This is a genomic window from Rhodococcus sp. NPDC003322 (assembly GCF_053589555.1).
The window spans coordinates 463,194-482,947 of sequence record NZ_JBSFSC010000001.1 but is presented as its reverse complement, the minus strand read 5'-3'; the positions used below and the strand labels follow the sequence as shown (position 1 = coordinate 482,947).

General features: G+C 69.9%; 16 protein-coding genes. 2 read left to right on the top strand and 14 right to left on the bottom strand.

Annotation, left to right across the window (positions count from 1 at the left end; translation table 11 throughout):
- Window positions 1–29: 29 nt before the first annotated feature.
- The 9 genes from ACWDUM_RS02320 to ACWDUM_RS02280 form a co-directional block, all read right to left on the bottom strand.
- Complete coding sequence (locus ACWDUM_RS02320) at window positions 30–443, bottom strand: Rieske (2Fe-2S) protein (RefSeq protein WP_450132729.1); 414 nt, start codon at window positions 441–443, stop codon at window positions 30–32.
- Window positions 444–690: 247 nt separating this feature from the next.
- Window positions 691–1,167: a hypothetical protein gene (locus ACWDUM_RS02315; protein WP_450132728.1), complete on the bottom strand. Its 477-nt coding sequence runs from the start codon at window positions 1,165–1,167 to the stop codon at window positions 691–693.
- Between the two features lie 303 nt (window positions 1,168–1,470).
- Window positions 1,471–2,796 carry a lipopolysaccharide biosynthesis protein gene (locus ACWDUM_RS02310; RefSeq protein ID WP_450132727.1) on the bottom strand — a complete coding sequence of 442 codons (1,326 nt, stop codon included), beginning with the start codon at window positions 2,794–2,796 and terminating at the stop codon, window positions 1,471–1,473.
- Window positions 2,748–3,638 (bottom strand): beta-1,6-N-acetylglucosaminyltransferase, encoded by an 891-nt coding sequence (locus ACWDUM_RS02305; RefSeq protein ID WP_450132726.1) that lies wholly within the window; start codon window positions 3,636–3,638, stop codon window positions 2,748–2,750. Before ACWDUM_RS02305 ends, ACWDUM_RS02310 begins: the two co-directional genes overlap by 49 nt.
- Window positions 3,635–6,151, bottom strand: coding sequence for an AMP-binding protein (locus ACWDUM_RS02300; protein ID WP_450132725.1), 2,517 nt, complete (start codon window positions 6,149–6,151; stop codon window positions 3,635–3,637). Before ACWDUM_RS02300 ends, ACWDUM_RS02305 begins: the two co-directional genes overlap by 4 nt.
- Window positions 6,144–7,271: an LLM class flavin-dependent oxidoreductase gene (locus ACWDUM_RS02295; protein ID WP_450132724.1), complete on the bottom strand. Its 1,128-nt coding sequence runs from the start codon at window positions 7,269–7,271 to the stop codon at window positions 6,144–6,146. The genes ACWDUM_RS02300 and ACWDUM_RS02295 overlap by 8 nt, the downstream gene beginning before the upstream one ends.
- Before the next feature lie 6 nt (window positions 7,272–7,277).
- A complete protein-coding gene (locus ACWDUM_RS02290) occupies window positions 7,278–8,462 on the bottom strand; it encodes a 3-dehydroquinate synthase II family protein (protein WP_450132723.1) in 1,185 nt (394 codons plus the stop codon).
- 48 nt (window positions 8,463–8,510) lie between these two features.
- Window positions 8,511–9,338, bottom strand: a complete 828-nt coding sequence (locus ACWDUM_RS02285; protein WP_450132722.1) for a 2-amino-3,7-dideoxy-D-threo-hept-6-ulosonate synthase — start codon at window positions 9,336–9,338, stop codon at window positions 8,511–8,513.
- A gap of 138 nt (window positions 9,339–9,476) precedes the next feature.
- The gene (locus ACWDUM_RS02280; protein ID WP_450132721.1) at window positions 9,477–10,667 is read right to left on the bottom strand and encodes a 4-hydroxybenzoate 3-monooxygenase; all 1,191 of its coding nucleotides are present in this window, start codon (window positions 10,665–10,667) and stop codon (window positions 9,477–9,479) included.
- Window positions 10,668–10,868: 201 nt separating this feature from the next.
- On the opposite strand from ACWDUM_RS02280, the gene ACWDUM_RS02275 reads away from it, so the two are divergent.
- Window positions 10,869–11,720: a glycosyltransferase family 2 protein gene (locus tag ACWDUM_RS02275; protein ID WP_450112874.1), complete on the top strand. Its 852-nt coding sequence runs from the start codon at window positions 10,869–10,871 to the stop codon at window positions 11,718–11,720.
- Window positions 11,717–13,030, top strand: a complete 1,314-nt coding sequence (locus ACWDUM_RS02270) for a lipopolysaccharide biosynthesis protein (protein WP_450132720.1) — start codon at window positions 11,717–11,719, stop codon at window positions 13,028–13,030. Before ACWDUM_RS02275 ends, ACWDUM_RS02270 begins: the two co-directional genes overlap by 4 nt.
- Window positions 13,031–13,037: 7 nt before the next feature.
- On the opposite strand, the gene ACWDUM_RS02265 is transcribed toward ACWDUM_RS02270, so the two are convergent.
- The 5 genes from ACWDUM_RS02265 to ACWDUM_RS02245 all read right to left on the bottom strand — a co-directional run bounded on the left by ACWDUM_RS02265 (window position 13,038) and on the right by ACWDUM_RS02245 (window position 19,750).
- The gene (locus ACWDUM_RS02265) at window positions 13,038–13,973 is read right to left on the bottom strand and encodes a glycoside hydrolase family 16 protein (RefSeq protein WP_450132719.1); all 936 of its coding nucleotides are present in this window, start codon (window positions 13,971–13,973) and stop codon (window positions 13,038–13,040) included.
- On the bottom strand, window positions 13,970–14,170 hold the full coding sequence (locus tag ACWDUM_RS02260) for a hypothetical protein (RefSeq protein WP_450112877.1): 201 nt from the start codon (window positions 14,168–14,170) through the stop codon (window positions 13,970–13,972). Before ACWDUM_RS02260 ends, ACWDUM_RS02265 begins: the two co-directional genes overlap by 4 nt.
- Window positions 14,167–16,425: a hypothetical protein gene (locus ACWDUM_RS02255; protein WP_450132718.1), complete on the bottom strand. Its 2,259-nt coding sequence runs from the start codon at window positions 16,423–16,425 to the stop codon at window positions 14,167–14,169. The genes ACWDUM_RS02260 and ACWDUM_RS02255 overlap by 4 nt, the downstream gene beginning before the upstream one ends.
- Entirely contained in the window at window positions 16,422–18,419 is a 1,998-nt protein-coding gene (locus tag ACWDUM_RS02250) for a glycosyltransferase family 2 protein (protein ID WP_450132717.1), read from the bottom strand. Before ACWDUM_RS02250 ends, ACWDUM_RS02255 begins: the two co-directional genes overlap by 4 nt.
- A gap of 95 nt (window positions 18,420–18,514) precedes the next feature.
- On the bottom strand, window positions 18,515–19,750 hold the full coding sequence (locus tag ACWDUM_RS02245; RefSeq protein ID WP_450132716.1) for a hypothetical protein: 1,236 nt from the start codon (window positions 19,748–19,750) through the stop codon (window positions 18,515–18,517).
- Window positions 19,751–19,754 lie beyond the last annotated feature (4 nt).

Sequence of the window (19,754 nt, the reverse complement as noted above, 5' to 3'; positions counted from 1 at the left end):
GCGCCGACCGCCCTCGAATGCGGGAATCGTCACGCACCGATCGTCAGGGTGTCTCCAACCAGCTCGACGCTTCGTTGCGGTAGTGCCTTCTGCGCGGGACTGCGCACCACGGAGCCGTCGGTCACCGAGAACGCACTCCCGTGGCATCCGCAGACGATCAGGCCGTTGGAGATTCTCGACACCAGGCATCGGTCGTGGGTGCACACAGCCGAGAATGCCCGGAAGATCCCGGATTCCGGTTGCGTCACCACGACCCGATTCGACGCGAGGATGACACCGCCGCCGACGGGGACGTCGCCGACCGGTACCTGGACCGGCCCGGATGCTTCGGGAGCCGACCCGGATGCACCGCCGCTCCCGCAACCGGCGATGGCGAGGCACCCGGCCGCGCACGCCCCCGTGACGAACGCGCGGCGGGACACTGGTCGGCCCGTCGTGCTCATTCGCTTGCCCTGGTGCAGGTGGTGGTCATGGTTCGCCAGTCTATCGACGTCGGTGGCCGGCCCCGATGTGGTGTCGAGCGGACCGTGTGGCAATCGGCCGGGCGTACGAGCCGGGGGAGGTGCCGGTGTGTCGGTCGAGGACAGGTGTCGGTGCCGCCGGAGGCGTGCGCAGAGCACCGTTAACGATGCCGGGTGCGGTCGGCGGGCTGAAGCCCGCCGACCGCACCCGGATCACGAAACCTGCAGACTAGCTGCCGAACTGGCTGAAGAGGTCCTCGACACTGCCGGACTCGGGAACAACAGCACCCTCGGTGACCGCCACCTTCACGGGCGTGCCGACGGTCTGGTAGGCGGTGTCGCCGATCTCCTTGCACTTGGTGAGTACCCAGTACTCGCCGGTGGCCAGGTCCGTCGAGGTACCCGAACCGGCGACGCCGGCGAGAACCTGGTCCTTCACCATGTCCGTGCCCGTGATGAGGTACTCCTGGACCTTGTTGGCCCGGTCGAAGGCGGTGGCGTCGCCGCGGTACACGTAGCCCTCGCAGTAGTTGAACGGCAGGGTGGTCTTCAGGCCCGTGACCGTGGTGGTGATCTGCGAGCCGGACACGGTCGCGGTCCAGGTGCCGGTGACCTGAGCCGACGACAGTGCGGGGCTGGAAACGAGAGCGAGAGCGGAGAGTCCGGCAATGACACCGGCGCCGGCCAGCTTGCGTGAAACACCCATGTTGGGTCCCTTCGGATTTGGACACCGCGCTGCCTCGTGCGGCGTGGCGTGTGATCGACATCGTGCGCGGCGCCGGGTTGTCCCCTCGCGCCCTGCGCAGTTGGTGAGCCAAGCTTGTTGACTGAGGTAAACCTTACTGAGGGAATGCTTAAGGGACGCTGAGTGCGCTGGTGAACCGATCTGGGAATCGACGCCTCGGCCGACATGGAAGGGCGCGAGGGCCGGCGGGTTTCAGGGTGTCGATCTCGATACGCTGTGGCGTGGTGACGTGGAACGTCGTCGGGTCCTGTCCGGATCCCTGGACTACTGGGCGGGGATGGATTCCGGGGTGACGTCGGTGGCGGAAGGGCGCGCCATCTCGGAGACCGCTCGGCGTAGAGGCAGAGCGACGATGAGCAGCGCGATGACCTGTGCGGTGAGGGAACCCCACGCGACACCGATCAGACCGACCTCCGGCACCAGGGTCGCCGTCACGCCGAGGGTGGTCGCGACGATGACGATCTGGACCGCGAGCATCAGGCGTAGGCGGCGAAGGACCTGGGCGACCAGGAAGTACACGATGACGACGGTCCCGACGAGAGACTCCACCGCCATCACCAGCACCAGTCCGGCCGCTGCGTGGAAGTAGTCGGGGCTCACGACGTACAGCACCAGCGGTCCACCGACGGCGAGGCCTGCCGCGGACACGAGGGCGACGGCCGCGAGCATGCGGATCAGGCGTTGGAACAGCGCGGCTCGGTCCGCGTCCGGCGCGGATGCCTCGACGATGAACGAGGACCCCACCCCGGATCTCAACAGCCCGACCGCCGAGCACATCGTCCACGCCAGATTGAAGTAGGCGTTCTGCTCGGTACCCAACTGGGACACCACGATCAGCGGCAGCACCAGCGGCGTCACCGTCAGCACCAGCGTCATCGTGAAGAACACGCCCTGGAACGCCCACAGCTCCCGCACCGGCGGAAGCTGCGCGGGCACCTCGCGGCGGTCGCGGATCGCGCGCAGCAGGTAGCTCACCGAGAAGGCGGTCACCCCCAGTGCGAGTACCGCCCACGACCCGCTCAGTGCCAGTGCGGACCCGGTCCCGGCGAGCGCCACGATCGGGACGACTTTCAGGACGGACAGCGCGATGTTCTTGACCGCAACGGCTTTCGCGAGCCGCAGTCCGGTCAGGATCGGGTCGGCCAATGCGTATACGGCGAAGGCGAGCACGATCAGCGGGAACAGGGCGTACTCGGCCTGGGAGGAGAACAGTCGGTCGTTGGACGGGTTCACCACCAGGAACAGGCCACCGAGTGCCAGGGCCACCGTGGCGGTCAGTGCCAGGCCGCCGAGGATCAGCCGGTGCGACGCGCGGCCCGCGACCGGCAGGAACCGTTGGTACGCACCGCCGAGGGACAGGCACGACACCGACGCGAGCATGGTCGCGGTGCTGATCACCGCCGAGGCCCGTCCCACCTCCGACGTGTCGAAGAACCGCTCCGCGACCGCCCAGTACACCAATCCGAGCGCCCCCGTCGCCACCGACGACAACATCAGCGCCGCGGCGTTGGACTCCAGGCCCGGACGGGCGAACCGCCGGATCATCGCGTCACCGACCGGTCGGCCGCGAACGCCTCGATCAGTGCCCACGACGACTCGTCGACCTTCCGCGCGAACAGCGCCCGCGAGTTCCTCAGCAGCGTCTCGTCGGTGGGGCCGAGGACTCGGGGGCTGATCGCGGTCGGGTCGGACCAGTCGATGTGGTGCAGACCGTGCACCGGATCGGCGCGGAACACCGTGACATCGGCGGCGCCGTCGACGTGCTGGGCGATCCGGTCGGCCACCGGGGACGCCGCGAGGATCGAGTGGACGACGATCTCGTCGGGGCACAGGGTGTTTCGGTGGAACCGCAACCACCGCGGGTGCGCGGTGAGGAAGTCGAGCACGTGCTCGACGGCCTCGTCTGTCAGCGACCACCACTGCGACCCCTGGACGAGGTCGACGGTGCCGTCCACGTGGCGCGGGATGCGGCCGTCGAGGCGGCGCCGCCACGGGACACGGTCGTCGGGGAAATATCGGCGGGCGATCTGCCGGGCGCGGGGAGTCCCGGGTTCGCGCACCCGTCGGTCGATGCGCAGGTACTCGGTGCGGCCGGACCACACGCGCAGCACCTCGTCGAGCGGGGCGATCAGCAGGTCCGATCCGGACAGCAGGGTGAAGCGGGTGTACCCGCGTCGGGAATCACGGGCCGCGGCAACCAGATCCAGGGTCGCGTCGACCACGCGCAGCCCGCCCCAGCGGACCTCACGTCGGTCCCGAAGATAGGTCAACCCGTCCCGTTCGGGTGCCGCGGCGAGAAAGGGTGCGAGATCGCTCTTGGCGTCGACGTGCACGTAGACGTCAACGGCCGGATGTCGCAGCGATTCGAGCAGGGCGGCGAGCACCCGCGGTTGCCGGTGGGCGAGCACCAGCACCGCGAACCGGTCCGTCATCCCTCGTGCTCCAGCGCCGCCCGCACCAGGGCCGCCGTCCGCGCGACGTGCGGGGCGCGCAGCATCCCGACGTGGTCGCCCGGCACCCGGTCCACCGCCACCACGTTCGGGGCGATGATCGGCCACCACGCCGGGTCGTCGGGATTGTCCTCGGCCATCACCACCGCGACGCGGCCGTGCCACGGCCGCAGCCTGTGCAGCAATGCCACCCGCCGGCCCACCTCGTGGAACAGGTCCCACTGCTCCTGCGCGGGACGCGGCACGATGCCCGCGGTCAGCAGTTGGAAGCGGGTGCGCCACAGGTCGGTTCGGGACGGTGGTGCGGCCGCGACGGCGGGCGGAGCGTCCGCGGTGCGGGGCAGCTCGGGTCCGCCCACCGACAGCGGGCCGCCGAGGAGGGTGTCCAGGCAGACCACCGCACGGACGGACTCGCCGTCCGCCTCGAGCAGGCGCGCGATCTCCACGGCGATGACGCCGCCGAGCGAGTGCCCCACGAACGTGTACGGGCCCTGTGGTTGGACCCGGCGAATCTCCTTGAGATACCGGCGGGCTGCCGCGGCCACCGTCCAGTCCGGTAGTCCGCGGCGTTCGAGTCCGTGTGCCTGCAACCCGTAGACGGGTCGCGGCAGTTCCCGGGCGATCGGCAGCAGCGCCAGCGCGGTGGACCCGGCGCCGGCGAGGGCGAACACCGGCTCGCCGGTGCCGGTGGTGGACAGCGGCACCAGCACCGAGCTCGCCGCCGGCGTCGTCGTGCGGGAGTCGTCCAGGTGCGCGGCGAACCCGCGCAGCGTCGGGAAGTTCGCCAGCGTCGCGGACGAGAGCGCCACGTCGAACCGTTCGCCGACCCGGGTGAGCATCTGCTGGGTCTGCAGGGAGTCGCCGCCGAGCGCGGTGAAGTCGTCGTCGCGGCCGACCTGTTCGACACCGAGGATCTGCGCCCACAGTGCGGCCAGCTCGGTTTCGGTGCCTTCCGCCGGCGGTACCAGCGGCGGACGGGACGCCGGCGCGGGCAGCGCGGCCCGGTCCACCTTGCCCCTCTCGTTGCGCGGCAGCACCGGGAGCAGTACCAGGTGGGCCGGAATCATCCAGTCCGGCAGACTGTTCCGCAGGTCGCGGCGCAGGTCGGCGGCGGACGGGGCGCGGCCGTCCGGGCCGACGGCGACGTACCCGACCAGGACGGTGCCGGTGTCCGTGCGTCGGGCGAGCACCACGGCATCGTCGACCGCGGGCAGGCGGCGCAGCGCGGACTCGACGTCCGCGGGTTCGACCAGGTAGCCGCGGACCTTCACCGCATCGTCGCCGCGGCCGACGAGGTGCAGCAACCCGTCCTCGTCGAACCGTCCGAGGTCGCCCAGCCGGAAGTAGCGGGCGCCGGTGGCGGTGACACCGAACTTGTCGACGACCGCGCCGGCTCCGCCGTCGCGATCGACGTGATAGCCCTCGGCGAGGTAGTCGGATTCGACGACGATCTCACCGACCTCCCCGGCGGGTACCGGTCGGCCGTCGGGCCCGAGCAGGAGGACCCGCTTGTTGGCGGCCACGACGCCGACGGGCAGGATTCGATCGGGAACGACCCGCGAGGCGGGGAATTCGTTGAAGGCCAGGTTTCCGGTCTCCGAGGATCCGGACAGGTTGCAGTAGGTCGCGTGTGGCCCGAGCAGGGCGCGCAGCGACGTCACGTCGCTGCCGTGCACGGCCTCACCGCACGTGGTGACCAGCCGAAGACGGGTCAGGGCGGTGGTTCCGCGGCAGACCTTCGTCACCGCGCGCAGCAGCGAGGGGGTGGCGTGCAGCGTGGTCAGTGCCTCGCCCGAGATCCATTGCGGGACGGTGTCGATCCCGGCCTCGCGGGGGTCGAGGACGTGCAGTGCGGCGCCGTTGAGAAGTGCGCTCATCACCACGTCGAGTCCGCCGCCGAAGCTGATCGGCAGCGCCATGCCCACGCGGTCCCCGGCGCCGATGCCGAGAGTGGCGTGGAAGTCGGCCGCCTGGTTCAGCCACTGCCGCTGACCTTGGCGCACCGCCTTCGGCCGGCCGGTCGACCCGGAGGTGAACAGGAGCACGGCGGTGTCGGTGGGGGCGCCGAAGGGCAGCGGTGTGTCGGGTGCGGTGGCCACGGCGGCGAGGTCGGTGGGCCGGTACCGCACGGCCCCACTGCGCACGAGGATGTCGGCGCGACGTTCTTCGGGAAGCTGGGAGTCGAGCAGTACCAACGGATTTCCCGACAGCAGCACCGTCACGATCGCGACCACGCAGTCGAGGCTGCACTCGGTGTCGAGTGCGATCGGTCGCCGGACCCCCTTGAGGGTGGCGACGAGTGCGCGGGCCCCGGCGAGGCCGCGCTCACGCAGCCTGCCGTAGGTGATCTGCTCGCCGCGGCACACCACCGCCGTCTCGCCGGACAGTGCCGCGGCCACCACCTCGAACCGTTCCCGGATCGACATCCACGGCACGTCGAAGGGCGGATAGCCGCGCGGACCCGTGACGGAGGGGGCGGTCGAGAGCTCAGACACCGGTGGTGATCCCGAGCCGGGGGAACAGCAGGTCCGCGACGATCTTCGCCTCGTCGATCAACGGCCAGCCGGACAGGATCCAGATGTCGATGCCGAGCGCGGAGGACATCTCGAGGATGCGGGCGGCCACGTTGTCGGCGCTGCCGACCAGGTAGTTGCCCGTGCCCTTGCCCGCCACGTCGAACGGCGGCTCGGCGCCGGTCCACGTGGTCAGGCCGGCGGCCAGGTTCGGTGCGTACTCCAGTTCGGCCCGGGTGGGCAGCCGACCGGCGCGTAGTGCGGCGATCCGGGCCCGCACCTGCTGATCGTCGGAGGTCAGCTGGGCCAGCGGGGGGAACCCGAAGCTGGTGAGATTGCGGTCCGCGGTGGCGAGCACCGACTCCGGCGACGTCTGCGCGAGTTGCCACTCGAAGCGTTCCCACGCCTCGTCCTCGGTCTCGCGCACGACCACGCTCGCCAGCACACCGAACCGCATCTCCCGTCCGGCGTCGGCTGCGGCCTTGCGCACCTTCGTGAACACCGCGTCCATCGCGTCGGCCGGGCTCATGAACATCAGGTACGCGTCGAGCACCTGCGCGGCGTGCGCGATGCCCTCCGGAGAGGCGCCCGTGCCCCAGATCGGGACACCGCCCGGCTGCCGTGGTCCGGCGATCGCCGGCTTGTAGCGCGGACCGTACTCGAAGTACTTCCCCGAATACGCGTCCGTCTCGTCGAGGTAGAGTCGCTTGAACAGTGCCCAGTACTCCTCGGACACCGCGTAGCGCTCGGCCTTCGAGTGGAAGCGGCCGTACCGGGCGAGCACCGGGTCGGCGCCGTTCACCTGGTTGTAGATCAACCGGCCACCGGAGTACTGGTCGAAGACCTGTGCTTCCTCGGCGAGCAGCACCGGAGGTTTGACGCCCGGGTACTCCGGTACCACGAACCGCAGCCGCTCGGTGTCGGCGACCAGTGAGATCGCCTCCCGTGCCGTGGTCAGCGCGCCGTGGAAGCCGAGCCGGTCCAGGGTGCGGGCCTGTTCGCGCAGCGCGGCGAACGACGGCTCGAAGCGGTGCCGTGGATCCCACGGCACCTCACCGTCGTTCGCCCCGATGTACCAGAGGATGTCGGGCGTGCTGGGCATGGTCGGTCAGCGCTCGTCGCAGAACTCGGTGATCGGCAGTCCGACGTGGCGGGCCTCGGTCGGCACGTAGCCGAGCAGCGTGTCGCCGGGCTTCAGTTCGGTGACGTTGTTGACCGAGCCGCCGGGGCCGAGCAACCGCACGTGCCAGTCGTCCTGGGCGATGACGTTGACGTTCTTGCCGTTCGGGGCCACCGCGGTGATGGAGATCAGTGGACGCTTCTCGATCTTGACCCGGCCGATGCGCACCTCACGGACGCTGCCGTCGGTGCGGACGGCGAGGATCGGGAAGCCGGCCTGCAGCTCGCTGACGTAGCGGGTGCGGTTGTCCGGCCCGAGGACGTACGAGTGCACGGCGCCGGCGTTCCACCGGAAGGGGCGGGTCGGCATGTAGGGCAGCGGGTGGGTCTCACTGCAGGACAGGAACATTCCGGTCGAGAACGAGCCGATGAGGCAGCCCTCGTCGAGTTCGAGCAGAGAGCAGGTGTCGATGCACGCCCGGTCGCCCATGCCGATGTGCTCGACCTTGGTGACCACGAGTTCGGACAGCTCCATGCCCTCGAGCTTGTGATCGACGATCTGGGCCAGCTTCACCACGTCGTCGGCGTTGCGCGGGGCGAGCAGCAGTCCGTCGGAGCCGTGCTCGAGCACCAGCTTGACGATCTCGGCATCCTCGACGTCGGTGACCGTGGTGATCGTGCGGCCACCGGAGTTCTCGGCCGCCGCGATCACGATCTCGAGCGGGATCTTGGTCGGATCGGTGAACGTGAGCAGCGTCCACGGCACCTCGCGCACGACCTCGCAGGCGACCTGGAGGGTCGGGGCGTCGGAGACCACCACGTGCACACCGACGTCCGGGGTGTGCCCGATGTGCGGGGAGCGCGCGTCCTCGCGGTCGGCGACGATCACCAGGTCGACGCTGTCGTACGGAAAGTCCTCGGCGACGGGGGCGTCGACGGCGAGGATGCGGCGCACCGTCGGCGGCAGGCCCTCGAACGTCGTGATCCGGTCGGACAGGATGCCGTCGATGCGGTGGTGGAGCGCCGCCTGTACGACTGCGGGCAGCAGTGCCGCGTCGAGTGCGCGCACGTCGAGCCACGCGAAGTGGCCCTCGCGGCTGACCGGGGTGCGACGGGCGTCCGATCCGGCGCCTGCGGCCGGGACGATCTGGTCGGTGACGATGGTGCTGTCCATGTGCGGACGGGTTTCCCTTCGGGTTGTGGAGCGGTGGATCGGGTGCCGTCAGGCGCTTTCGAGTTCGATGGCAGGGGCGGGCGAATGGATCAGCCGGGCGAGCGCGGAGGTGACCGCGTAGGGGTCCCTGGCCTCGAACACGTTGCGGCCGAAGCTCAGCCCGGCGACGCCGGAGTCGAGGATCTCGGCACCGAGTGCGATCGCCTGGTCGTCACTGCCTCCCGAGCTCGGCCCGCCCGCGACGCAGATCGGGATCGGGCAGGACTCGACGACGCGGCGCATCGCGTCCGGGTCGCCGCAGTAGTCGAGCTTGACCAGGTCGGCGCCCAGGTCGGTCGCGATCGCGGCGAGGTGTGCGAGTTCGCGCGCGTCCGGTGGGACGTCGGCGCGCAGGGGGCCGCGGGCGTACATCATGGCCAGCAGTGGAATGCCGAGCAGTTCGCACTCGCGTGAGACGGCGCCGAAGTCGGCGAGTTGCTCGCGCTCGGTGGGGGATCCGATGTTCACGTGCACGCTGACGGCGTCCGCGCCGACCCGGAGCGCGTCCTCGACGCTGGAGACCAGCACCTTCGCGTGCAGGTCCATGCTTCGGGTGGTGCCGGCCGACAGGTGCACGATCAGGCCCATTCGCGCGAAGCACGACGGATCGACCAGCTTGGCTCGGCCGCGGTGGAGGACCACCGCGTTGGCGCCGGCCTCGGCGAGGGTGCGGACCGTCGTGTCGGCGTGGTCGGCGTGACCGAGCGGGCCGATCGTGACGGAGTGGTCCATCGGCACGATCAGGGTCCGGCTGGTGGTGTGGTCGGTGATGCGGGACAGGCGAATGCCCTTCCCGCTCAGAGAATGAGCGCGGCTGGGGGCGGGAAAGCTCAACAACGACCGAACTCCAATCGGGCAGCACGCATGCGGTGGAACGACCCTGGGGGCCACGCATAATTAGGGTAGGCTACACAAATGCCTGGGGGTAAGGGTAGGGGGCCTCCCGGATTGGTGCCACCCCCAGCTCGCCGGCCGTCACGCCGCCGGATGGCGCCAGGGTGTGGGGAAGGGTAGGCCCAGGTACACCTCGCCGAGTGCGGCCTGCTCGGCCTCCGACTCCACCCAGCGGTGGAGCCGGGCGCGGCGCAGGGGCCAGTCCATGGGGTCGTCGGACAGGGCGTGCAGCGTGGTCGTCAGGGTCCAGGAGAAGTGCTGCGCCTTCCAGATTCGGGGCAGACAGGTCTCGGTGTAGGCGTCGAGCAGTGTGCGGTCGCCGGCCCTGTAGTACCCACCCAGTGCGTGGGAGAACGTGCACGCGTCCGAGACCGCGAGGTTGAGACCCTTTGCGCCGGTGGGCGGGACGATGTGTGCGGCGTCGCCGAGCAGGAACAACCTGCCGTCCTGCATCGTCTCGCACACGTACGAGCGCAGCGGGGCCAGTGAGCGGTCGAAGATCTCGCCGCGCTCGAGTTCGGGGGAGTCGTCGCTGGCGCTGCGGGTTGCCAGTTCGTCCCAGATCCGCTCGTCGGGCCAGTCGTCGAGGTTCGTGTCGGCGGGCACCTGCAGGTACTGCCGGGTGATCGAGGGCCCGCGCATGCTGTGCACCGAGATGCCGTTCTCGTGGGCGCAGTACATGCCCTCCGGGGTGGTCGGCGCGGTGCGGGCGAGGATGCCGAGCCAGGCCACCGGGTACGTGCGACTGAACTCCCGCAGTCGCGCCGCGGGAATGTGGGTCCGGCTGACGCCGTGGAAGCCGTCGCAGCCGGCGACGAAGTCGGCGGTGATCTCCAGTTCGGCGCCGCCCTGGTCGACCCGCAGGCGTGCGCCGTCCGGGGTGGTGTCGATCGCGGTGACCGTCGCCTCGAACAGCAGTGGCTCGCCGGACTCGAGCCGGTTCGCGACCAGGTCCTTGACCAGTTCCTGCTGCGGATAGACGGTGGCGTGACCGTCCACGAGCCGATGGAAGTCGAGGTGATGGGTGGTGCGGTCGAAGCGCACGTAGAAGCCGTTGTGTGACATCCCCTCCCGGTCCAGCCGGTCGGCGACGCCCAGTTCGCGCAGGAGCGCGACGGTCGGCTGCTCGAGGATGCCTGCGCGGGTGCGGGTCTCGATGTACTCCCGGCTGCACCGTTCGACGACCACTGACGAGATGCCCTGCATGTCGAGCATCCGGGCGAGGGTCAACCCCGCCGGTCCTGCGCCGATGATTGCTACCTGGGTGTGCACGGGGCCTCGATTCTCGTCCGATTTGTGACAGTCGTCACATGGGGCACCTGGCGCTTTGCTTAGGCTTGCCTACCTTCTACTGTATGACACGCAGTTCGACGAACTGCGGGACCCCCGAATCGGCTCGTGGGCAAGGCGATTGCCCGGCCTGTCGATGCATGGCGGGGCCGTCCCCGCGTGATCACAACTGGAGCGATCGACTTGAGTACCCCAACACCGACCGACGGACCCGGCGGCGACGCCGGGACCACCGCCCTCACCCCGGTCGAGGACCGCGCCGGGCGCGGCGCCGGTCGGCCGACGGTCTCGGTCATCATCCCCGCGATGAACGAGGAGAAGAACCTGCCGTTCGTCGCCTCGCGGATGCCCGCAGGCATCGACCAGATCGTGTTCGTGGACGGCAATTCCACCGACGACACGGTCCCGGTGGCCCGCGAGCTGTGGCCCGACGCGACGTTCGTCACGCAGACCCGCAGCGGCAAGGGCAACGCACTCGCGTGCGGCTTCGCTGCGGCGACCGAGGACATCATCGTGATGATCGACGCGGACGGGTCCACCGATCCGGCCGAGATCCCGCTGTTCGTCGAGGCGCTCGTCGGCGGTGCCGACCTCGCCAAGGGCAGCCGCTTCGTCGGCCGCGGCGGCAGCTCCGACATCACCGCGCTGCGCAACGTCGGGAACAAGGGACTCAACGGCCTGGTCAACCTGATCTTCCGGACCAAGTTCTCCGATCTCTGCTACGGCTACAACGCCTTCTGGCGCAAGCACGTTCCGCTGATCGAGCTGCCGCCGGTCGAGTACCAGCGCGCACAGTGGGGCGACGGATTCGAGATCGAGACCGTCATCAACGTGCGTCTGGCCACGAGCGGCCTGAACATCGTCGAGGTCGGCAGCTTCGAGGGCCCGCGCATCCACGGCCGGAGCAACCTCAACGCCTACAGCGACGGCATGCGGGTGCTGCGCACCATCGGCCAGGAATGGCAGCACTGGCGCGCCGCCAAGCACATTCACAAGGAGTCGGTCCGCGCCGACGTGCGTGAACTGACGCAGTGACGGCCGGGGTCGACCCCGGCGCACCGGCCGAGGTCGCCCCGGGCGGGACGGAGCGGGGAGGTGTAGGGGCCAAGAGCCTCGAGCGCAACAGCCTCGCACTGACGGTCTCCGCTGCCCTCACCGGCGTGCTGGGCCTCGCCTACTGGGCGGTGCTGGGGCGGCTCTATCCGGCTCGCGAGGTCGGTGCGGCGTCGGCGATCATCACCACCGCCACGATGCTGTCGGCGTTCGGAAACCTCAGCCTCGGTGCGCTGTTCGAGCGATTCCTCCCCCTCGCCGGGAGCCGTGCCTCCGCACTGGTGCGCGCAGGCTTCGTGGTCGGCGGGTGCGGAGGATTGCTGCTCGGCGCGGTGTTCCTGCTGTGGGGTCCGACCGACGAGATGTTCGATCATCCCCTTCAGGCCGCGTCGTTTCCGTTGATCGTGGCGGTGTTCTCGGCGTTCGCACTGCTCGATCACACGTCGGTGGGGTTGCGGGAGGCCGGCTGGGCGGCGACCAAGAACGTCAGCCATGCCGTGGTCAAACTGGTTGCCGCGGTTGCCCTCGGATTCACCGCATCCCGGCTCGCCGTCGTCTGGACCTGGACCGTGCCCGCCCTGATCGGGGCGGTGGTGCTCGGGGTCGCCGTGGCACGGCGGCTTCGGGGACCGGAGTTCGCCGGCGCCGTGCCGCAGTTGCCGCCGCGGCGCGAACTGGGTTCCTTCCTCGCCGCGTCGTACGGCATCTACGTGGTGGCGGCGTTGGCGCCACTGATGCTGCCGCTGATCGTCGTCGCCCGCATGGGCGCGGACGCCAACGCGTACTTCGCCATCGCCTGGTCGCTCGTTTCCGCGGTCCTGGTGCTCATGACCATGCTGATGGGACCGTACGTCGCCGGTGTGGCGGCAGATCCGATGCAGGTGCGAGCGCTGACCCGCCGGTTCCTCGTGGTGCTCGCGGTGGTGACCGCCGGTGGGGTGGTGCTGTTCGCGATCGTCGGTCCGGTGCTCCTCGGGTTCGTCGGCGAGGACTACGCGGACACCGGAATCCCGCTGCTGCGGCTCGCTGCGGTCGCGCTGATGCCCGCGATCGTGGGGTTCGCCTACAACGCGATCGCCCGGGTGCGGCGCCGACTGCGCCTGGCCATCGTCGTGCAGGTCCTCAACGCGGCACTGGTCCTCGGGCTGAGCCTGGCGCTGATCGACGGCCATGGACTGGCGGCGATGGGCTGGGCGTACATCGTGGCCGAATCGGTGTCGGCGGTGGTTCTCGCGGTGCCGCTGCTGCGTGCGGTTCGTTCCCTCGGCCGGGAGAACGAACCCGTTCGGTGACTTCCGGTCAGCTGGGCCCTTCGGTCAGCTGGACGGCGTTCGGGTCGGGATCGAACACGCCGCGCTTCTGCATCGCCTCCAGATCCGGCATCACCGGCTCGTAGACGGTCACCCAGTCCACCTGCACACGCACCGAGTCAGGCCGCAGCGCGTCCGATTCGGAACACGGTGCCAGACCCCAGTCGACGCGGCGCTCGCAGGCGCCGGCCTCGGCCTGAAGTCCGAGCCACATCGGTTCGTCGGGGACCATGGCGTCGGAATGGGCCTCCGCCCAGACCTTTCCGTCGAGCAGGTAGCGGATGATACCCGGACCCCACTCCACCCCGACCGTGTGCCACTGCGAGAAATCACCGTTCACCGCCGCGTGCGACTTCTGGTTCTCCGCATCGTCGCCGACCCAGTGCAGGAACGCGTCCATCTGCGTCCGGTCACCGCTGACGGATTCGGCGAAGTCGATCTCCGGGGGCCACTTCTCGCGTTGCGGCCACAGCAGCATGTGGTACGAGATGTCGTCGCTGCGGTCGGCACGCATCCGGATCTCCCACCGGCCGTACTGCTGCGTCACCGGGTAGTTCGACACGCCGCCGCTGACCCACCCGTCGGAGGTGCGCTGCGACAGCAGGTTCAGTGCCCCACCCTCGACCCGCACCATCTCCTCGTCCCACCAGCCGTGCGGGTTGCCGCCCGGCTGACCGCTGTACGTGCCCCACTGCCGACCCAGATCGCACCGGTCGAAGTCGTCGGTGAAGATCTGCTTCCAGCCGGCCAGGTCGCCGGTGGGAACGGGTGTGCCGCCCGGCGACTGTGCCTGGCCGCAGTCGTCCGAGGTCGTCGCGGCCTGCGTCGGATCGCGGTTCTCGGTCGGGTCCGTGGCGATGGTGCAGGAGGCGCAGGTAGCGACGGCCAGCGCCGCGACCGCGGCTCGTAGTGGGCGCGAGATCATCCAACGGCCATCGTGATCAGCCGGATGAAGGTCAGCGCTGCCGCCGTCACCACACAGACCGCGAGGGCCAGCGAGATCAGTTGCGCGCGTGGACGTCGCCCGATGGTGCCGGTGCCGGGAACCTCGCGCTCGCGGATCACCACACCCGCCAGCAGGAGGGCGGCGGCGAGGAGGTAGAAGAATACGGTCAGGCTCATGAGTTCTCGAATTCGATGACGGGGGAATCGACGCGGCGCAGGATGGTGATGCTGTCGCGCTCGAGCATCGGCACGTACCGGCCGGTGGCGAGGATGGCGTCCAGCTGCGCGTCCAGGTACTCCTGGGACATGCCGTACTGCAGGCGAAGCATTCCGGTGCCCTGGGTGGTGAGATACACGTACGACGGATCTCGGGTCTTCGCGCAGTTGGCGAGGTCGTCGAGGCACGGATAGCTGTCGATGAACATCATCCGGGGCCCGAGGGGGTCCAGCGTGCGCCGGACACCGTTGCTGTGCGGCGCGTGTGACCACGACATGACGGTCGTGCCCGGGGGCACCTCGGCGATGAATTCGTCGGTGACGGTGACCTGTTCGCGCGTCGACGCCTCGAAGGAGGTGTTCAGGCCGCGGTTCGTGGTCAGCAGGGTGCCGAGCGCCACCAATGCCAGCGTGCCGGCGGTCACCGTCGTCCATCCCCCGGTCGGTGCGGCGGCATGGCGGCCGAGCCGTCCGCGGAGCCAGTTCACCGCCCGGGCCACGGCGATCGCCGCGAACGGGGCGAGCACCGGTGAGGCGAGCACGAAGCAGCGGATGATCATCTCGCCGCCGTAGCTCTGCAGTAGCACCAGGGTGAACGGGGCGGCGCACACCGCTCCCGCCACGAGCCAGGTCCGGCGCCCGCGCGAGAACAGCCATCCGATGAATGCGACACCGGCGAACAGGCCGGACGCACCCATTCGCAGGTACTGCATCTGCTGGTACGTGGGGTCGCCGGAGAGCCGTTCGCCGACACCGCGGTTGACGGAGTTTCCGATCTGGCCGATTTCGCCGAAGATCGACTGCAGGTGACCGGTCCAGAAGTCGGTCGCCCCATAGCTGAACCAGGCCGCGAACACGAGGCCGGCGGCGAGCCACAGGGTCCGGTAGCGCGTCACCCCGAACAGCGAGAAGAACGCGAGGGCGATGATCACCAGGATCGGGGTGATCTGGTGGGTGACGGTGTTGGCGACGATCAGGAGCAGCAGCACCGCGCCGATGGCGAGGGTGCGAGCCGAGCCGAAGCCGGGGACCAGCCCTGGCGTGCGCCGCGGCGCGGTGACCAGGAATCGGCCGATGCCGGGCCCGATTTCCGGGAGGGGTGCCCGGCGTAACTGCCACAGCAGGGTCGCGACGATCGTCGTGTAGAACACCAGCGCCACCGCCTGGGGCGCGAAGTAGTCCTGCTGGTACCAGTTGAACAGCTGGTACAGCACGACCGCCAGCCAGGCCAGCCGGGCCCGGCCGGTGACGGCGATGGCGATCGCGTACAGCGGGAACGCCAGGAGCGCACCCATGAAGAGCGGTGCCCACGTCATGAGGGCGGACACATCGGGCAGATCCGCCACTGCGACGAGATGCGCACCGGCGGTGAAGAACCCGGCCCAGCTGAACCGCGCGTCGATGGCGTCCGGAAGGCGTTCACCGGCACCCAGCGTCGCGATGAAGCCCCGGTGCACGAATGCGGTGGGAACGGAGGTCACCCCGCTGGCGGCCGGGACGAGCATCGTCGTGTAGGTGATCAACACCAACGTCGCCGCCGACATCAGGACGTGGTCGACGCGCGAGCGGGTGAGGGCGACGACGACGGTGCCGCAGAGAACGAGCAGCCCGATCGGGTACACCACCCCGATCTGCGTGATGATCCCGTAGTGCCCCGCACCCATGAAGTCCAGGTCGGACGCGGCGACGGCGAACAGCGCCAGCGCGGCCGCGAGCGCGCCGAGACCCAGTGCGCGTGTGCGGTTCCAGGTCCGCAGGTAGTGCAGGTCGCCGTGAGGGACCTCGTGATGTGCGGGCAGGGTGCGGCGCGCGGCGACACAGCCGATCAGCGATCCTGCCGCAAGCAGGGTCTGCACGGTCAGCGGGTTCCACCACTGCGGGACCATCGTGAACTGGGCGGCGAGGATGACGGTGGCCAGCGACACCGACACGACCAGTGCGGCGAACAGTGCGCGTCCGGGTATGCGCAGCGCCACCGCGACCGGCAGGCCCGGAACGAGGGTGGCGCCCGCCAGTGCGACGAGGATCCGGATGGGCGCGGGGATGATCTCCGCGCTTCCCGTGGCGACAAGCAGGTTCAGCAGCAGCATCGCCACCGACACGGCGGCGCCGACGCGCAACGCGGCGAGCGGATTCCAGCCGTACCGGACCACACGCGGAGTTCCGACGGTCCCGGGCTCGGGCGCCCGGTGAGCGGCGACCTCGGTGGCGGTCACCGGTTCGCCCCCGTCCGCCGTGCGGCCAGGTGGCTGCGGACGAACAGCACCGGACCGGTCACGTAGCCCCACGCCTCGAGGACGCGCAGGTGCAGCGGCCAGTCGGAGGGGAGGTCGGCGTTCTTGGTGGAGGCGGGGGACAGCAGCATGTGCAGTCCGCGTGGGAATCGGGACAGGATCGGCCGGACATGCCCGGACAGGACGAACTTGGTCAGTGACGCGGCCATACCGGTGCCGTATCCGTAACTCTGCGTGCGCAGGTCGGCCATGTTGTCACGGTGGTAGTGCCGGACCACGGCGTCCGGGTTGTAGGCGATCGACCAGCCGCGCAGCAGTGCGGCCCGGAAGGCGTCGAGGTCCTCGCCACCGCGGGTCGCGGTCCCGGTGCCGAGACGCTCGTCGAAGCCGCCGATGGACTCCAGTGCGTTCGACCGGAACGCCATGTTGTTGCCCGACCCGCACTCGCCGGCCGTGTAGGGGAAGAACGGGCCGTGGGTGCCGAACTCGCCGAGGACGGCGTCCTTCTCGTGAGGACGCAACGCCCACACGGTGGCTGCCGCACCCTTGTCGAAGACCTTGGCCTCCTCGAACCACTCCTGCTGACGGTTGGTCGCCTCGGTGCCGAGCACGCGCCCCGTCACCACACCGACGGCACCGGCGCGGTCCGCACGGAAACTGTTGACGACTCCGGTGATCCAGCCGGGGTCGGGCAGGGCGTCGTCGTCGGTGAACGCGACGATCCGCCCGGACGCGGTGCGATGGCCGATGTTGCGTGCCGCGGACACACCCGGCACCGGCTGGTCGATCACCCGCAGCCGCGGATCGTCGATGTCCGCGACGATCCGCGCCACGTCGGCGCGGTGCGGACGGTTGTCGACGACCAGCAGTTCGATGTTGGGGTGCTCCTGCGCGAGCACCGCGCGTGCCGTCGCGAGCAGCGACTCGCGTCCCACGGTCGGGATCACGACGGTGACCAGTTCGTCCTCACGGATGGTGGGTTCGTGCGCGACGAGCGCGGCCGGAGTCTCGTCGGAGGCGCTCCGCTTCCCGCGCAACCGGATCGATCCGACGGCGGTCGCTCCCGCCGTCACGAACAGTCCGAGGACCAGCACCAGGATCCGGCTCAGCGACGCGAGTCCCTGACCGGTGACGGCCTGACGCAGGTAGCGCAGCACCCCGGTGCTCAGTGTGCGCACCACGAAACTCCGTTCCGCGGACAGCCCGGCCTCGGCGCCGACCATGCCGGACAAGATGGCCTTCGACCGACCCTCGTGCCGGCAGCGGCTTGTGAAGTAGCGCAGAGTGGCGCGGGAATCGGGCACGGTGTGGTCCACCGCGAACGCAGCCACCCGCACGATCCGCGACCGAGGAAAGCGCTGTCGCAGTTCGATACCCATCAGGGTTTCCTCGCAGCCTGCGGGCACGGTGCCCACCCGGCCCAGTCGGTCGGAGAACCCGCCGATCTTCAGGAGCTCGGCGCGTCGCACCGCCATCGCGGCACCGATCGGATTGCGGATCTCGGCGCCGTCCCCGGCCAGTCCGCGGTAGTCGCAACCGATCACCCAGCCGAACTCCTCGGGGAACCACGCCGGCGGTCGACCGGACTCCCACCGCGCGATCACCGCGCCGCCGACGGCGACGACCGAAGGGTCGGCGAAGGCCGAACGCGCGGCATCGAGCGCGCCCGGCCGCAGCACGGCGTCGTCGTCGAGGAAGGCCACGATCTCGGCGGCCGCGGTCGCGACCGCGGTGTTGCGGGCACCGGACAGCCCGCGTTCGTGTTCGTTGGCGACCACGGTGACCCCGCTCGGGAACCGCGCGTGGAGCTCCCGTTCGAGGTCGGGATTGTGGTCGACGACGACGATCAGTTCGTCCTCTGGCCGCAATTGCGCGCGTGCCGCGTCGATCCCGGCGACCAGCAGGTCCAGGCGGTCGAGCGTGTAGCAGCTGATGAGGATGGCGAGCCCGGGGTCGGGGCGGGTCGTCGAGGCCAAGGCGAAACTCCGGGATCGTCATTGGGGCACGGCCCTCCCTTAAGTAGGGAAGGCTTGCCTATCTTACGGTGTCGATCGGCAGCCGCGGAACGGGGTCACTGCAGCAGTTCCAACGGGTCGGCGGCGGCCCGCGCGAGCCCGGCCGAAACCTGTTCCCGGTCGAACACGGTGCCGTGGAAGGAGGCCGACGTGATCACGGCGCCCTCGATCAGTGCCCAGGTGATGGTGATGCCATCCGGTCCGGTGGGATCGTTGTGGGCGACGTAGAACGGTTCCGCGGAGTCGAGCCACGGGACGGCGCCCACTCGGGGGACGGCCCCGAGGCTCGAGAACAGCAGTCGGGCCCTCGGGCTGCCGGGACGTTCGAGGGGTGCGTTCCGCGGGGCGGCCGAGCGGAGGCCGATGCGGGTGCGGGTCGCGTTCAGGGCCAGGTTCGCCACCGGGCGTCCCGACGCCATCGCGCCGGCGCTGGCCCGGTGGATCCGTTCCGGCGTCGGTGCCGGACCCAGGTCGAACTCCAGTCCGGAGACGAAGTTCCCCAGCGGGACACGCCCTTTCGGCAGGTACCGGCGGGCGTCCAGGGTCACCGTCGCGACGTCGTCGATCGGCAGGCCGGCGCTCGCGAGACCGCGGTGGAGTGCGGAGGCGACCACGGCGAACATCGACGCATCCGACGCGTGGGCATCCCGCCAGGAACGCAACTGCGCCACTGTCGCCGAGGGCATCGTGGTGACGACGCCGGTGCGCGACGGTGTCCACGGTTCCATCGCCTCCGGGGCATCGGTGGCGGCAGGTTTCCGGCGGGCCGAGTCGCGCAGTGCCCAGACCCGCCGCGGGTCCGAGCCGTAGGTGCGGGCGGCGGCGGTCGCGATCCCACTTCCATGGCGCTTCGCCGAACGCCACACGTGCGGGTCGGCCGGATCGATGGTGCCCAGGATGACGCCGTGCATCGTCAGTCCGAGCGCCACCTCGCCGAGACCGTGATTGTGATCGGTGCGCATGTAGTCGCCGGCCAGGACGATGCTGGTCGGACGATCCTCGGCGGGAGTGCCGGCATCCGAGGGGAGGTCGAGCAGATCGAGTGGTGACGACGGCGGATCGATGCGGCTCACGGTGGGGCGGTTGGCGATCGGATCGAACGTCCAGCGATTGGTACGCGACGAGGGACGCAACCCCAAGCGGGCGTGCGGCCCGACCGCGGTCATCGTCGCCAGTCTCGCTGCCACGACGTCGTCCGGCGGCAGATGGACCGGCCCGATGATCGCAGTGACCCGGGTACGGCTGTGCATCACGTCCAGGTGGCCGACCCGGACGGTGGAGCGGTCGGTCACGGGC